Source organism: Streptomyces sp. NBC_01520 (assembly GCF_045040375.1).
GTDB lineage: Bacteria > Actinomycetota > Actinomycetes > Streptomycetales > Streptomycetaceae > Streptomyces.
The window spans coordinates 1,661,098-1,675,374 of record NZ_CP109404.1 but is presented as its reverse complement, the minus strand read 5'-3'; the positions used below and the strand labels follow the sequence as shown (position 1 = coordinate 1,675,374).

Genomic DNA, 14,277 nt, shown 5'->3' with positions numbered 1-14,277 from the left:
TGACCGGGGTGGATGGGGTTAGAGTAATCGAACGGACGTACGATGGACATATTGGGTGTATGGCCGAAAAAGGATGGGGCGATGGAGGTGTGGCATGGCGGGCTTCGCGCATCTGCATGTCGCGTCCGGCTACTCCGTCCGTTACGGCGCCGCCCATCCCGAGCAGCTCGTGCGGCGGGCGGCCGAGCGCGGCATGGCGTCGCTCGCGCTCACCGACCGGGACACGGTCACCGGTGCCGTGCGGTTCGCGCAGGCGTGTGCGGAATCCGGGGTGCAGCCGGTCTTCGGCGTGGACCTCGCGGTGGAAGCCCTCGCGCCCCCGCCGCCCGGCCGACGGCCCCGCACCCCGGCGCGCGGTGGCGCGCACGTTGTCGAGCCGCCGCTGCGGTTCGTGCTGCTGGCGCAGAGCCGGGCGGGATGGGCGCGACTGTGCCGCATCACGTCGGCCGCCCATGCCGGCGCCCTGTCCGGTACGTCGCCGGTGGTGCCGTGGGAGGCGTTGCGCGAGTACGGCGGCCCCGGCCTGACCGTACTGCTCGGACCGCTCTCGGAGCCGGTGCGGGCCCTGGCGGCGGGGCGCGAGGACGTCGCGATGAAGCTGTTGGCACCCTGGCTGGAGATCTTCGGGAGCGGAGTCCGGCTGGAAGCTGTTGCGCAGAAACGTTTCAGCATCGGGCCCGGGTCGCTACGGCTGGCCGCCCGGACGCTGGCGCTGGCCGACCGCACCCGTACCACCGCGGTGCTCTCCAACGCCGTCCGCTACGCCGACCCCGATCAGCACCGGCTCGCTGATGTCCTGGACGCCGCGAGACTGCTGCGGCCGATCGACCGGCGCCGCCTGGACACCGGAGAGCGCTGGCTCAAGGACCGGCGGGCGATGGAAGCCGTCGCGCGGATGATCTCCGACTGCGCCGGAACGGATGTCCGGCGGGCGCGCCGCCTGATGGCGGACACCGCCGCCACGGCGGCCGCGTGCGCCGTCGATCCACGGGCGGACCTCGGGCTGGGCACACCGCACTTCCCGGAACCCGCGCTCTTCGGCGCCGGCCCCGGGACCGGAGGAGCCGCGCACCTGCTGCGTGAGCAGTGCGAGGCCGGCATGGCCCGCAGGGGCCTCGAACGCGACCGCGCGGCGCTCGACCGGCTGGACGAAGAGCTCGCCGTGATCTCCGGGCTCGGCTACGACCCGTACTTCCTCGCGGTCGGACAGGTCGTGGCCGACATCCGGGCCAAGGGCATCCGTGTCGCGGCCCGGGGCTCGGGTGCCGGCTCGCTGGTCTGCCACGTCCTCGGCATCGCCATCGCCAACCCGCTCGACCACCACCTGCTGTTCGAACGCTTCCTCAGCGTGCGCCGCAGGTCGCTGCCCGACATCGACATCGACGTGGAGTCCGCCAGGCGGCTGGAGTGCTACGACACGATCTTCGAACGCTTCGGCAAGGAACGGGTAGCTGTCACCGCGATGCCCGAGACCTACCGGGCCCGCCGTGCCCTGCGCGACACCGGCCTCGCCCTCGGGATCGCGCCCGCCGACATCGACCGGATCGCCAAGAGCTTCCCGCACCTGCGGGCCTCGGACATCACCGGTGCACTCGGCGAGCTGCCGGAACTGCGGCAGCTGGCGGCGGAGGCACACCGGTACGGACCGTTGTGGGAGCTCGCCGAAGGCCTCGACTCGCTGGTCCACGGCATGGCCATGCACCCCTGCGGAGTGGTCATCAGTGACGCGACCCTTCTGGACCGGTTGCCGGTGCAGCCCACTCCGCAGGGCGACTACCCCATGGCGATGGCGGCGAAGGAGGAGATCGAGGCTCTGGGCAACATCAAGCTGGACGTCCTGGGTGTCCGGATGCTGTCCTCGATGGCTCATGCGGTCACCGAGATCGAACGGGCGACCGGCGACCGTATCGACCTGGACGACCCCCGGCAGGTGCCGCTCGACGACGTCTTCGCGTTCAAACTCATCCAGGAGAGTCAGACCCTGGGCCTGTTCCAGCTGGAGTCGCCCGGCCAGCAGGACCTCCTGTCCCGGCTGCAGCCGCGCGACCCGCAGGACGTCATCGCCGACATCAGCCTCTTCCGTCCCGGTCCGGTCGCCGGCGGCATGCCCGAGCGGTACATCGCCGCCCGCCACGGCGGCACACCGTCCTACGCCCACCCGGACCTGGAGCCGGTGCTCGCCGACACCTACGGGGTGACCATCTGGCACGAGCAGATCATCGAGACGCTGTCCGTACTGACCGGCTGCGACCGTGCACTGGCCGAGATCGCCCGGCGGGCGCTCGGCGACAGGAACCGGCTGCCGAGGATCAAGGACTGGTTCCACGAAAAGGCGCGCGCCAACGGCTACAGCGCACAGGTCCGGGACGAGGTGTGGACGACCGTCGAGGCCTTCGGCGCGTACGGATTCTGCCGGGCGCACGCGGTCGCCTTCGCCGTACCGGCCCTGCAGAGCGCCTGGCTCAAGGCGCATCACCCGGCGTTTCTGCTGGCAGGTCTGCTCGAACACGATCCCGGTATGTGGCCCAAGCGCGTCCTGGTCGCCGACGCCCGCCGCCGCGGTGTCCCCGTCCTGTCCGTCGACATCAACCGTTCGAAGGTGAAGCACACCGTGGAGAAGGCCGACGGGGAACAGTGGGGCGTGCGGCTCGCCCTGTCCGCGGTGCGCGGGATCAGCGAGGACGAGTGCGCCCGGATCGAGGCGGGCCAGCCCTACGGATCGCTGTCGGACTTCTGGCAGCGGGCGCACCCCAGCAGGCCGGTCGCCGAACGTCTGGCGGAGATCGGTGCCCTGGCCTCCCTCCACGACGGGCGTCTCACGCGACGCGACCTGCTCCTGCAGATCGCCGAACTCCACCGGGCCTCCCGCACCCGGTCCGCGGGCGTGGGTCAGCTGCCCCTCGACGCGGACGCCGTCGGCGGGGCGGAGCCGAGCGGTCTGCCGGAGATGACCGGACGTGAGGCCCTGAGTGCCGAGCTGGGCACCCTCGGCATCGACGTGTCCAAGCACCTGATGGAGCACCATCACCGGCTTCTGCGTGAGATCGGCGCGACCGACGCGGCCCACCTGGCCGGTGCGCGCGCCGGCCGGCAGGTCCTGGTCGCCGGAGTGCGGGCCTCCACCCAGACCCCGCCGATCGCCAGCGGCAGGCGCATCATCTTCGTCACCCTGGAGGACGGCTCGGGCCTGGTCGATCTGGCGTTCTTCGAGGACTCCCACCCCGCCTGCGCGCACACCGTCTTCCACAGCGGACTCCTACTGGTCCGCGGCACGGTGCAGGTGCGCGGCTCGCGCCGCACCGTCGTCGGCACCATGGCCTGGGACCTGGACGAGATCGCCGCCGCCCGCCGGGACGACGGCCCCGAGGCCGCACTCGCGCTTCTCGGTGCCGGCCGTCCGCACCCGACCCCCGCACAGCCGCGGCGGACCCTGGCCAACGGCACCACCGGCGCTCGACTGCACCCGTACGCGGACCTGCAGCCCGCCGGCACCCGTTCGGCCGACCTGAAGAAGTTCGGCCACACCAGCCCCGGGAGTGCGGGATGACCACGCGCCGGCGGCACACCTCCATCGCCCACCTCCATCTGCACGCCCTGCCGAGCGAGGCCCGGTACAACGACGTAATCGAACTGGTGTCCAGTGTGACGCCGTACGTCCAGGCCGTCCCGCCCGACGCGGTCCAGCTCGACCTGACCTCGGCGCTCCGGTACTTCGACCTGTCTCCCTACGACGTCGTCCAGTTGACGAAGCTCAGGCTGAAGGCCCTCTACGACATCGACAGCAGCGCCGGGCTCGCGAGCAACCGCATGCTGGCCGCCATGGCGGCCGACGCCTCCGCACCGGGTGACACCACCTGGGTCCGTGACGGGCAGGCCGCCACGTGGCTGTATCCGCGCCCGGTCACCGCGCTGCCGGGGGTCGGCCGCGCGACAGCGGAAACGCTCCACAGGTACGGACTGCACACCATCGGCCAGGTCGCCGACATACCCGCGGCAACCCTGCAGCGACTTCTCGGAGCCGGCTCGGCCCGGCTGCTGACCGAGCGCGCCCGCGGCCATGACCCCCGCCCGGTCACCCCGTCGGAGCCCGTCGCGCACATGACCGCCGACCTCGTCCTGGAGCGGGACTGCCTCGATCCGGAACGGCAGCACCGAGCGGTCCTGGGGCTCGCCGACCAGATCGGCCGGCGCCTGCGCGGTGAGAGCCGGACCGCCGGCAGGCTCACCCTCACCGTGCGGTACGCCGACCGCAGCTCCACGACACGTAACCGCGTGCTGCCGGAACCCACCGACCACTCACCCGTCCTCGTCGCGGCGGCTCTGGGGCTGCTGGCCTCGCTGGGGCTGCAGCGTGCGCGGGTCCGGGCCTTCACCGTCCGCGCCGACCAGCTGCTGCCGGCCGGGAGTGCCTACCGTCAGCTCTCCCTGGAACCCGGCGACGCCCGTGCCCGTGCGGCCGAAGCGGCCTCGGACCGTGCCCGCCGTCGCTTCGGGCCGAAGGCCGTGCGCCCGGCGGCCCTGGCGGACTGACGGCGGACCGGCGGCCCGTGTGAGGCCGTCCCAGTTTTTACCGACGCGTAACTTCCCGCGCTACCTTACTCGCGCGTAATTTGGCATGAGCGCACAGAAATTCAACTTGTGGTCCGGACCGCAGAGCGCACCGCCATCGCAACTCCCTTGAGCCGCAAGGAGATCACACGATGCTGCCCTGGACCCGTGCCTCGCGCACCCCACGCGCACGCCGAACACTCGCCGCACTGCTCCTCGCCGTCGCCGCACTCGTCGCCCCCACGGCGACGGCGACCGCAGCTACCCCCACCGTGGAAGCCACCGCGTCGTCCCGAGGCTGGAACGACTACTCCTGCAAGCCCTCCGCAGCCCACCCGCGCCCGGTCGTCCTGGTCCACGGAACCTTCGGGAACTCGATCGACAACTGGCTCGTCCTCGCGCCATACCTCGTCAACCAGGGTTACTGCGTCTTCTCCCTCGACTACGGCCAGCTCCCGGGCGTGCCCTTCTTCAACGGCCTGGGCCCGATCGACAAGTCGGCCGAACAGCTCGACGTGTTCGTCGACAAGGTGCTCGGCGCCACCGGAACCACGAAGGCAGACATCGTCGGCCACTCCCAGGGCGGCATGATGCCCCACTACTACCTGAAGTTCCTCGGCGGCGCCGACAAGGTGAACGCCCTGATCGGGATCGCCCCCGACAACCACGGCACGACGCTCCTGGGCCTCACCGAGCTGCTGCCGTACTTCCCCGGCATCGAGGACCTGCTCACGACGAACACCCCCGGCCTCGCCGACCAGATCGCCGGATCCCCTTTCATCACGAAGCTCAACGCGGGCGGCGACACCGTTCCCGGGGTCCGCTACACCGTCATCGCGACCAAGTACGACGAAGTCGTGACCCCGTACCGCACGCAGTACCTGGACGGGCCGAACGTACGCAACGTCCTGCTCCAGAACCTGTGCCCGCTCGACCTGTCCGAGCACGTCGCCATCGGGACCATCGACCGGATCGCCTTCCACGAGGTCGGGAACGCCCTCGACCCGGCGCACGCCACCCCGACCACCTGCGCCTCGGTGATCGGCTGAGACATGCCGGTACCCCTGCGCGGGCGCGCAGGGGTACCGGTGATCGTGTACGAACGACCGGCCGAGGTCAGCCGCGGCGGGAGCCGGTGACCGCCCGGCGGCGGACCGAGGCGAACAGCGCGCTCGCGCCGACGGCCAGCGCGGCGGCCCCGCCGACCGCGAGGTACGTGGTGCTTCCGTTGCCACCGGTCTCGGCGAGAGTCTCGTCCGCCGCTGCCGCCGGGGCCACGGCGGCACTGTTCGGCCCGGGGGCGTTCGCCGTGTCCTCACCGGCCGCGTCCCCGCCGGCCGGGGCCGCCTCGGTGACCTCCGCGCCGGTGGAGGCGTCGTCGTCACCATGGCCGCCGTGCTCGACCGACGACTTGTCGGAGCCCTTGCCGATGTCCTGCTCGGACGGGGCGGACGCGGACGGGGCGGGGACCGCGGCGACCGAACCACTGCCGCTTCCCTCACCCCCGAAGACCACGTCGGAGCAGGCGTAGAAGGCCTCGGGGGAGTCCGACCGCTGCCAGACGGTGTAGATCAACTGCCGCCCCGACGCCTGCGGGACGGTGCCGTCGAACACGTACGACCCGTCCACCAGCTTCGGGTCGGTGGCCTCGGCGAACGGCTTCTCCTGGAGGTCCGACCACTTCAGGGGCTGCGACGGGTCGTAACCGGCCTTGGTGAGGTACAGCTCGAACGAGCCCCTGTGCGGTGCGGTCGCCCGGAACCGGAAGGTGTGGCTGCCCGCCTCCATACGACTGGACGGCCAGTCGGCGCGCGGCAGGTCGAGCCCCTTGAACTTGTCGTTGCCCGCGCTGCACAGCTTCCCGTCCGGGATCAGCTCACGGTGCTTGCCGGCCGCGTTGGCGATGTTCACACCGTTCCAGTCGTACAGCGCCTGGGTGCCGCCCGCCGCCACCGCCGCCTGGCACGCGGCGGACTTCGGACTCTCCGGACCCTCGGCGAAACAGGCCGAGACCCGGCTCACCGGGTCGGTCAGCGAACCGTGCGCGGCGGCCGGGGCGGCGGACAGCCCGGTCAGGGCGAGCGGCGCGACGCCGAGCGCGACGATGCTGCCGGCGAGCCTGCGGCGAGCGGTCATGATGACGGCCATGGTGGCGGTTCTCCTTCGACGGACACGTCTGTGAGGGGGCACGGCACAGTGCCCGTACGGCGGTGCCGCCCCCCGTACGCCTGCGGCACCGGCGGATCGGACCCCGTCCCGGTGATCAGCAAACTAGCCGCCGGAGAGGGCCGGTTCGGCCGCGGAAGGCGCGGGTGGCGATCGTTATGGCGCGCTTAAGGGACGGTTAGGAGTGGGATCGGGAAACGCCGCCGGTGCGGCGGTCCGCGCGGGCCCACCAAGGTGGGTGCGGTGCGTGCGAGTGGTCCCGGAACGGACCGATGACGGAGGATGGCGGCGCGGATACAGCCGACCCGGGGAAGAAGTGACGATGCGCAAGGCCGTCGATGTGAGTGTGGACGCGATGATCGAGGACCTCAGGACACTCGTGGAGACCGAGTCCCCCTCACGCGATCCCGACGCCCTGGCGGCCTCGGCCGCGGCGGTCGCCGCTGTCGTCGAGCGCCGCCTGGGCGGGCGGGCCGTCCTCGTCGCGAGTGAGGCCGGGCCGCACGTCCACTGGTCCGGCGGCGGCGACCCCCGCGTACTGATCCTCGGTCACCACGACACCGTGTTCCCGCTCGGCACCCTTGAGCGCCGCCCGTTCAGGGTCCGGGACGGGCGGGCGACCGGACCCGGGGTGTTCGACATGCTCGGCGGTCTGGTCCAGGCCGTCCACGGCCTGGCGGCGCTCGACGACCTGTCGGGCGTCGAGATCCTGGTCACCGCCGACGAGGAGGTCGGCTCCCGCTCCTCCAGGGCCCTCATCGAGGAACGCGCCCTCGCGTGCGGCGCCGTCCTCGTGTTCGAGGGTGCCGCGGACGGTGGGGCGCTGAAGACCGGCCGCAAGGGCTGCGGCACCTTCCAGGTCTTCGTCACGGGCCGGGCCTCGCACGCGGGTCTCGAACCGGAGGCCGGGGTCAACGCCCTGATCGAGGCGTCGCACCAGGTGCTGGACATCGCGGCACTCGGCCGCCCCGGCATCGGCACGACCGTCACCCCGACCGTCGCGTCGGCGGGAACCCTGGACAACGTCGTTCCCGCGGAGGCGACCGTCGTCGTCGACGTCCGGGTCGAGTCGGCCGACGAGAAGGAACGCGTCGAAGCCGCCTTCGCCGCACTGGCTCCGCGTCTGGACGGTGCGGAGATCGAGGTCCGGGGATCCGTGGGCCGGCCCCCGATGCCCGGGTCTGCGTCCGCCGGTCTCTTCGCGCTGGCCGAGCGGCTGCTCCCCGGGATCGAGGGCCGGGCGGTCGGCGGCGGCAGCGACGGCAACTTCACGGCCGCCCTGGGGGTGCCGACACTCGACGGCCTCGGAGCGGTCGGGGGCGGCGCCCACGCCGACCACGAGTACCTGGTGATCGACGCCATGGAGGAGCGGGCGAACCTCGCGGCCGGACTGGTGAACGCGATCCGGAACGCCTGAGGGGGCGTTCCGTGAAAAGAGGTCGGGCCGTGCCCACGCCGGCGCGGGCCGCCTGTCGCTCCGCCCCGCCTCCGTCAGGACACCGCCCGGTAGCGGCGTTCGGGCCGGCCCGTCCCCCCGTACCGCAGTGAGACCTCGGCCCGTCCCGTCAGCAGTACGGGATCCAGCCGGGCCCGCTCCTGTTCGAGCGTGAACCCGAACTGGTCTGGGGCCTCATCGCCTCGCTCTTCGCCGGCATGGTCCTGCTGCTCGCGCTCAATCTGCCCCTGGCACCGCTGTGGGCGAAACTTCTGCGGATCCCGCGCCCCTACCTCTACGCGGGCATCCTGTTCTTCGCCGCGGTCGGCGCGTACGCGGTCGGCGGTGAGGCCGTCGACCTGGTGATCCTGCTGGTGATCGGCCTGATCGGCCTGATCGGCTACGGGATGCGGCGGTACGGCCTGCCCGTGCTCCCCGCGATCATCGCCGTCATCCTCGGCCCGGCCGCCGAACAGCAGCTGCGCCGCGCCCTGCAGATCAGCGACGGCAGCGTCACGGGCCTGGTCAACACCCCGTTCTCCGTGACGGTGTACGCGATCGTGCTGCTGATCCTGGCCTGGCCGCTCGTACGGAAGCTGGTGGTCCGGATCAGGTCCTGACGGATTGTCGGTGGCGGCTGAGAGGATCGTTCCCATGACCACGATCGACTGGGACGCCGCCGCCGACTCGTTCGACGAGGAGCCCGACCACGGGCTCCTCGACCCCGTCGTCCGCAGCGCCTGGGCCCGGCGGATGGAGACCTGGCTGCCCGTGGCGCGCTCGGAGGTCCTCGACCTCGGGTGCGGCACGGGCAGCCTCGCGCTGCTGGTCGCCGGTCAGGGGCACCGGGTCACCGCCGTCGACCGGTCGCCGCGCATGGCCGAGCAGGCACGGGCCAAGCTCGCCGGCACCGGCGCCGAGGTGCTGGTCGGCGACGCGGACCACCCGCCCGTCGGGACACAGCGGTTCGACGTGATCCTGGCCCGGCACGTGGTGTGGCTGCTCCCCGACCCGGTCGCCGCCCTGCGCCGATGGTTCGGCCTGCTGAGACCAGGCGGGCGGCTCGTGCTGATCGAAGGGGTGTGGGGCGGCGTCGGACTCTCCGCGGCCCGCCTCACCGGACTCCTCACCCCGCACACGGAGCGCATCCACCATGAGCTGCTCTCCGGCGACGCCCGGCTCTGGGGCAAGGAGGTCGACGACGAGCGGTACGCCCTGGTGGCCCGCGCCGAGCCCGCCCACCGGCACACGGAGGTGGTCGACGTCCACCTGCTGCTGCGCCGGGGCGCCGACGTGCTGCTCGGCCGACGGGCGGGCACGGGATACGCGGACGGCCTGCTCCACGCGCCCTCCGGCCACGTGGAGGACGGTGAGGACGTCCGGGAGGCGATGATCCGGGAGACCGCCGAGGAGACCGGCGTCGTGCTGGACCCGGACGAGCTCAGGGTGGCCCTGGTCATGCAGCACCGGGGCCCCGGCGGCAGCCCGCGGACGGGCTGGTTCTTCGAGGCGGCGTACGACCCGGAGCGGCCGCCCCGCAACGCCGAGCCGGACAAGTGTTCCGGGCTCGGCTGGTTCCCGCTGGACTCGCTGCCGGACGACATCGTGGCGTACTGCCGTGCGGGACTCGACGGCTACCGCGCTGGGGAGCGCTTCCTGCTCCACTGGCACGAGGACGGCGACCCGGTCGCGTACGCACCGGACGGGATCCGCCGTGCCGTCCCGCTGCCGGCGACGGCCGCCGCCACCGGCGGGGTGCACCACATCGAGCTGTGGGTGCCCGATCTCGCTGCGGCCGAGTCCGACTGGGGCTGGCTGCTGGGCGAGCTCGGCCATGTGCCGTACCAGCGCTGGTCACGGGGCCGCAGCTGGCGGCGCGGCGACAGCTATGTGGTGGTCGAGCGGTCACCCGACCTGACCGGTGACACGCACGACAGGCTGCGCCCCGGCCTCAACCACCTGGCGTTCCACGTCCGGGACCGCGACACGCTCGACGCGTTGGTGCGCCGCGCCCCCGAGCACGGCTGGCGGCTGCTCTTCCCCGGCCGTCACCCGCACGCCGGTGGCGGCGGGCACCACGCGGCATACCTGGAGAACGCGGCGGGATACGAGGTGGAGCTGGTGGCGCCCTAGCCGTCGGCCCTGAGCGCGGCCGGCGTGTCCCGGCGGAGGAGCTCCGCCAGCCCGTCGGTGCGGGCAAGGTGCTCCAGCTCGTCGAGCGCCCGTACGGCCGCCTCCGCCGCCGCCGGGTCCCGGCCGGCCAGACCGCTCTCCTCGAACTCGTCCTCGTCCAGCCGCAGCACGGAGACACCGTCCGCCGACACCCACAGGTCGAGATCCAGGTCCTCCACCAGGAGCTCGGCGTCCCGGAGGACCGCGGGCCTGGTGATGTCGCAGTACCAGCCCTTGAGCTCCCCGCCGCCGGTACGGACCTCCTTCACCGCGAACCACCGGTCGCGCCAGTAGTGCTCGGTGAAGACGTCGCCCGGCTCGAACCGTACGAAGCCGAAGTCCCGGGTGTGCGGCGCCGCCCAGGGGGCCCTGACCGTGACGTGGGTGCCGTCGTCATGGACGAGGTCCGCCGGATACCGGATCTTGGTGATGCCCGCCTTGACCAGGGTGACGGACAGGGCGTTCTCAGGTGAGACGGTGGACATGCCGTACCTCCGTGGCACAGACCTCGTAGCCGAACCAGGTGTTGATCGCCAGCATCGGGCCGTTCGCCGCGTCGTTGCCGGTGTAGGCGTCCGTGCAGCCGGCGGCCCGCGCCCGGTGCAGCGAGTCGTTCTTCGCGAGCTTCGCCAGACCCCTGCCCCGGAAGGCGCGCCGGGTGCCGGTCATGCCCGACCAGTAGCGGGTCAGGCCGTCGGTCTCCGCCACACTGAACGCCGCCACCTCCCCGTCCACCACCACGACGGAGGTGAGCCCGTGGTCGAATGCGGGCCTGGACCAGGTCGTCCTCAGCCAGTCCTCGTAGTCGGCCAGTTCGGTCGGGGTGTCGCTCGGCTCGTCCGAGGTCGTCTCGGCGTCCGCCTCGAACAGCGGGCGCGGGTCGCCCTCGAAGTCGGCGGCGCTGAGCAACTCAACGCCGGCCGGGACCTCCTGGAGCGGCGGCAGTGCGCTGTTCGCCAGATCGAGATGGAGGAAGTGTGCCGGCCGGCTCGCCACGTATCCCCGCTTCTCGGCGAACGCGCGATGGGACGGCCCGTCGAGCACCCAGGCGTGGACGGCGACCGCGCCGACACCGGCCAGATACTCCTCGGCGGTCCGCACGAGGAGCGAACCCGCCCCACGCCCCATCCTGTCCGGACGGATGTACGGATTGCAGAACGCCTGGCCCGGCTCCGGGGTCTCGTAGGCGATGCCGACCTGGGCGGTGCCGATCACCTCGCCGTCCTCCTCGGCGACCAGCAGCCGGAGGCGTTTGTCGGGATGCGCGTCGGCCACGTCGCGCCGGACCTGCTCCGGGGTCGTCACCATGAAGGGCAGCGCCGCGCGGCGCACCCCTACCCATGCCTCCGCGTCGGAGGGCCGGAAGTCTCGCACGATCACGGTCATGCGCCGGACGGTACGCGGGAGAGCCTCCCGGTCGCCTCCGAATTTCCGGCCGTGGGGGAGAATCGGGCCCGTGACCCTGAAGATCGCCATTGATCCGGACTCCGCCACCGCCCCGTACGAGCAGCTGCGCACCCAGCTCTCCGAACAGGCCCGCTCGGGTGCCCTGCCCGTCGGCCACCGGCTCCCGACCGTACGCGGCCTCGCCGAGGACCTGGGCCTCGCCGCCAACACCGTCGCCAAGGCCTACCGGGCGCTGGAGGCCGACGGGGTCGTCGAGACCCGCGGCCGCAACGGCACGTTCGTCGCCGCCGCGGGCGACGCGGCGGCACGCAAGGCGGCGACAGCCGCCCAGGACTACGCCGGGGAGGCCAGACGCCTCGGTCTGTCCAGGGCCGAGGCGCTCTCCCTGGCCGAGGACGCGGTGCGGGCGGCCTACGAGGAGTAGGCCCGGCCGAAGGGGACGGGTCCCCGGTGCCCGGCGAGGGCTCAGAGGTGGCGGGTCATCAGAGGTACAGCCCCGCGTCCGCCCCCGCGTCCTGCTTCGGTACGGACGCGGGACCACTGCCCCGCCGCAGCGCGTACAGCTCGGCGAGCGTCGCGCCTTCACGGCCGAGCCCTTCCTCCGTACCCAGCCAGGACACCGACTCCGAGCGGGTCAGCGAACCCACCTCGATCCGGGCCAGGCAACGCCCGGGTCGTACGACCGCGGGGTGCAGCCGCTCCAGGTCCTCGTTGGTCGTCACGCCCACCAGTACGTTGCGGCCCTGGCCGAGCAGACCGTCCGTCAGGTTCAGCAGCCGGGACAGTGCCTGGCCGGCCGTGTGCTTGGCCTCGCCGCGGATCAGCTCGTCGCAGTCCTCCAGGAGCAGCAGCCGCCACCGGCCCTTCGCCGACCCGTCGTCCTCACCGATGGCGATGTCCATCAGATAACCGACGTCGTTGAAGAGCCGCTCCGGGTCCAGCACGCAGTCGACCTGGCACCAGTCGCGCCACGACCGGGCGAGGGTGCGCAGCGCGGACGTCTTGCCCGTACCCGGAGGGCCGTGCAGCAGGAGCAGCCGGCCGGAGATGTCGTCCGGGGTGACCTTCATCAGCCGGTCCATGGCATCGGCCACCGGAGCCGTGTAGTTGGCGCGGACCTCGTCCCACGTACCCGCGGCGATCTGCCGGGTCGTGCGGTGCGGCCCCCGGCGCGGGGAGACGTACCAGAAACCCATCGTCACGTTGTCGGGCTGCGGCTCCGGTTCGTCCCGGGCGCCGTCCGTGGCCTCGGTCAGCACCTTCTCGGCCAGCTCGGATGTGGTGGCGGTGACCGTGACGTCGGCGCCCCTGTTCCACCGCGAGATCAGCAGCGTCCAGCCGTCGCCCTCGGCGAGCGTGGCACTGCGGTCGTCGTCACGGGCCGCCCGCAGCACCCTGGCCGCCGGTGGCAGCAGGGTCGCCCCCGAACGCACCCGGTCGAGGGAGGAACTGTGCGAGTACGGCTGCTCGCCCGTCGCGAAGCGGCCGAGGAACAGCGCGTCCACGACGTCGGACGGTGAATCGCTGTCGTCGACGTTGAGCCGGATCGGCAGAGCGGACTCGGGGGTGTCAGACATGGCGCCCATGATCCGGCACGGTGCCACCCCGCGCACCAGGTTTCATCAGCCCGCGCGTGCCGGTGGCGAGCGCGGGACCGGGCCGCACACCGGGACCGTGCCGAGGCCGGCCGGGCCCACCGGGCGGACGCCGCCGCCCGGCCGGTGGGTCCGGCCGACGGGCCGTCCTCGGGTCAGGCCGCACGCGGGGCCGGTGCGGTCCCGCCGATCGCCCGTCGCAACCGGCGTGCGCCGCGCACCACCGCGAACCCCTTGGTGAGCGCCCGGTCCGCGACGAACGCACGGGTGACCGCCCCCCTTCGACCAGCCGTGCGAACGCGGCGGTACCGGTGCCGCGCCGGACCGTCACCCGCTCCAGGGCGTACGGCCCCTGGCGGCGCCGCGCCATCGCGTTGCCCACGGCCGGCGACTGGGCGAAGCCCGCCGCGCGCACCACGCGCCGGACCCGGCGGCTGGCATAGCCGTACGGGTTGGCGAAGGACACCGGGACCTCGCCCAGTTCCGCCGTGACGGTCTCCCGGCAGCGCACGGTCTCGGCCCGCAGCGCCCTGTCGTCGAGCTGGTCCAGCCGGGGACGGGTGTGGCTGTGGCCGCCGATCCCGACACCCGTCGCCGCGAGTTCACGCACCTGGCCCCAGCCGAGCATGGTGTCCAGGGCGCCGCCCTCGTCGTACGCCCCGCGCAGCCAGCCGGTGGGGACGAAGACCGTGGCGGCGAAGCCGTGTTCGGCCGGCACCGGCAGAAGAATGATCAGGGCGGAAACGGAAATGATCAGCACCCATTCCGCGCAGAACTGCTGCCCAGGGCCGTAAGGGCCCGCGCCGTCCGGAGACTGACGGTGAGTGGCCCGGTGCCCGGCCGGGCGGCCGGCCCGGACACTCCATCCGCGGCTGCCGCACGGAGAGCGCGGCTACCGGAGTTGCGAAGAGGTGAAAGAGCGCGAAAGGCGGGCGCAGTGGTGAATCGGGACCG

10 protein-coding genes and 2 pseudogenes are annotated in these 14,277 nt (G+C 72.5%); 7 read left to right on the top strand and 5 right to left on the bottom strand.

Annotation, left to right across the window (positions count from 1 at the left end):
• Positions 1–94: 94 nt before the first annotated feature.
• From OG524_RS07620 to OG524_RS07610, 3 genes are all read left to right on the top strand, one after another.
• On the top strand, positions 95–3,547 hold the full coding sequence (locus OG524_RS07620) for a DNA polymerase III subunit alpha (protein WP_405809570.1): 3,453 nt from the start codon (positions 95–97) through the stop codon (positions 3,545–3,547).
• On the top strand, positions 3,544–4,530 hold the full coding sequence (locus OG524_RS07615) for a DNA polymerase thumb domain-containing protein (protein ID WP_405809568.1): 987 nt from the start codon (positions 3,544–3,546) through the stop codon (positions 4,528–4,530). Before OG524_RS07620 ends, OG524_RS07615 begins: the two co-directional genes overlap by 4 nt.
• 170 nt (positions 4,531–4,700) lie before the next feature.
• A complete protein-coding gene (locus OG524_RS07610; RefSeq protein WP_405391705.1) occupies positions 4,701–5,597 on the top strand; it encodes an esterase/lipase family protein in 897 nt (298 codons plus the stop codon).
• Positions 5,598–5,664: 67 nt separating this feature from the next.
• Here OG524_RS07610 and OG524_RS07605 read toward each other — a convergent pair whose 3' ends face one another.
• Positions 5,665–6,696, bottom strand: a complete 1,032-nt coding sequence (locus tag OG524_RS07605; protein WP_405391706.1) for a lytic polysaccharide monooxygenase — start codon at positions 6,694–6,696, stop codon at positions 5,665–5,667.
• A 340-nt stretch (positions 6,697–7,036) separates the two neighbouring features.
• Here OG524_RS07605 and OG524_RS07600 point away from each other — a divergent pair, with 340 nt between their 5' ends.
• The 3 genes and pseudogenes from OG524_RS07600 to OG524_RS07590 all read left to right on the top strand — a co-directional run bounded on the left by OG524_RS07600 (position 7,037) and on the right by OG524_RS07590 (position 10,282).
• Positions 7,037–8,131, top strand: coding sequence for a M20 family metallopeptidase (locus OG524_RS07600; RefSeq protein WP_405391707.1), 1,095 nt, complete (start codon positions 7,037–7,039; stop codon positions 8,129–8,131).
• Between the two features lie 149 nt (positions 8,132–8,280).
• Positions 8,281–8,769: pseudogene (locus tag OG524_RS07595) on the top strand (tripartite tricarboxylate transporter permease); the annotation flags it as partial.
• Positions 8,770–8,803: 34 nt separating this feature from the next.
• Complete coding sequence (locus OG524_RS07590; protein WP_405391708.1) at positions 8,804–10,282, top strand: trifunctional class I SAM-dependent methyltransferase/NUDIX hydrolase/VOC family protein; 1,479 nt, start codon at positions 8,804–8,806, stop codon at positions 10,280–10,282.
• Here OG524_RS07590 and OG524_RS07585 read toward each other — a convergent pair.
• Both OG524_RS07585 and OG524_RS07580 read right to left on the bottom strand, forming a co-directional pair.
• Positions 10,279–10,806: a DUF402 domain-containing protein gene (locus OG524_RS07585; protein ID WP_405809565.1), complete on the bottom strand. Its 528-nt coding sequence runs from the start codon at positions 10,804–10,806 to the stop codon at positions 10,279–10,281. The two genes, OG524_RS07590 and OG524_RS07585, sit on opposite strands and share 4 nt — an antisense overlap.
• A complete protein-coding gene (locus OG524_RS07580; protein WP_405391710.1) occupies positions 10,787–11,707 on the bottom strand; it encodes a GNAT family N-acetyltransferase in 921 nt (306 codons plus the stop codon). Before OG524_RS07580 ends, OG524_RS07585 begins: the two co-directional genes overlap by 20 nt.
• Positions 11,708–11,777: 70 nt before the next feature.
• Here OG524_RS07580 and OG524_RS07575 point away from each other — a divergent pair, with 70 nt between their 5' ends.
• Positions 11,778–12,152: a GntR family transcriptional regulator gene (locus OG524_RS07575; RefSeq protein WP_405391711.1), complete on the top strand. Its 375-nt coding sequence runs from the start codon at positions 11,778–11,780 to the stop codon at positions 12,150–12,152.
• Positions 12,153–12,210: 58 nt separating this feature from the next.
• On the opposite strand, the gene OG524_RS07570 is transcribed toward OG524_RS07575, so the two are convergent.
• On the bottom strand, positions 12,211–13,305 hold the full coding sequence (locus tag OG524_RS07570; protein WP_405391712.1) for a DUF5925 domain-containing protein: 1,095 nt from the start codon (positions 13,303–13,305) through the stop codon (positions 12,211–12,213).
• A gap of 173 nt (positions 13,306–13,478) precedes the next feature.
• Positions 13,479–14,047 (bottom strand): annotated as a pseudogene (locus tag OG524_RS07565) (polysaccharide deacetylase family protein); the annotation flags it as partial.
• Between the last annotated feature and the right edge of the window lie 230 nt (positions 14,048–14,277).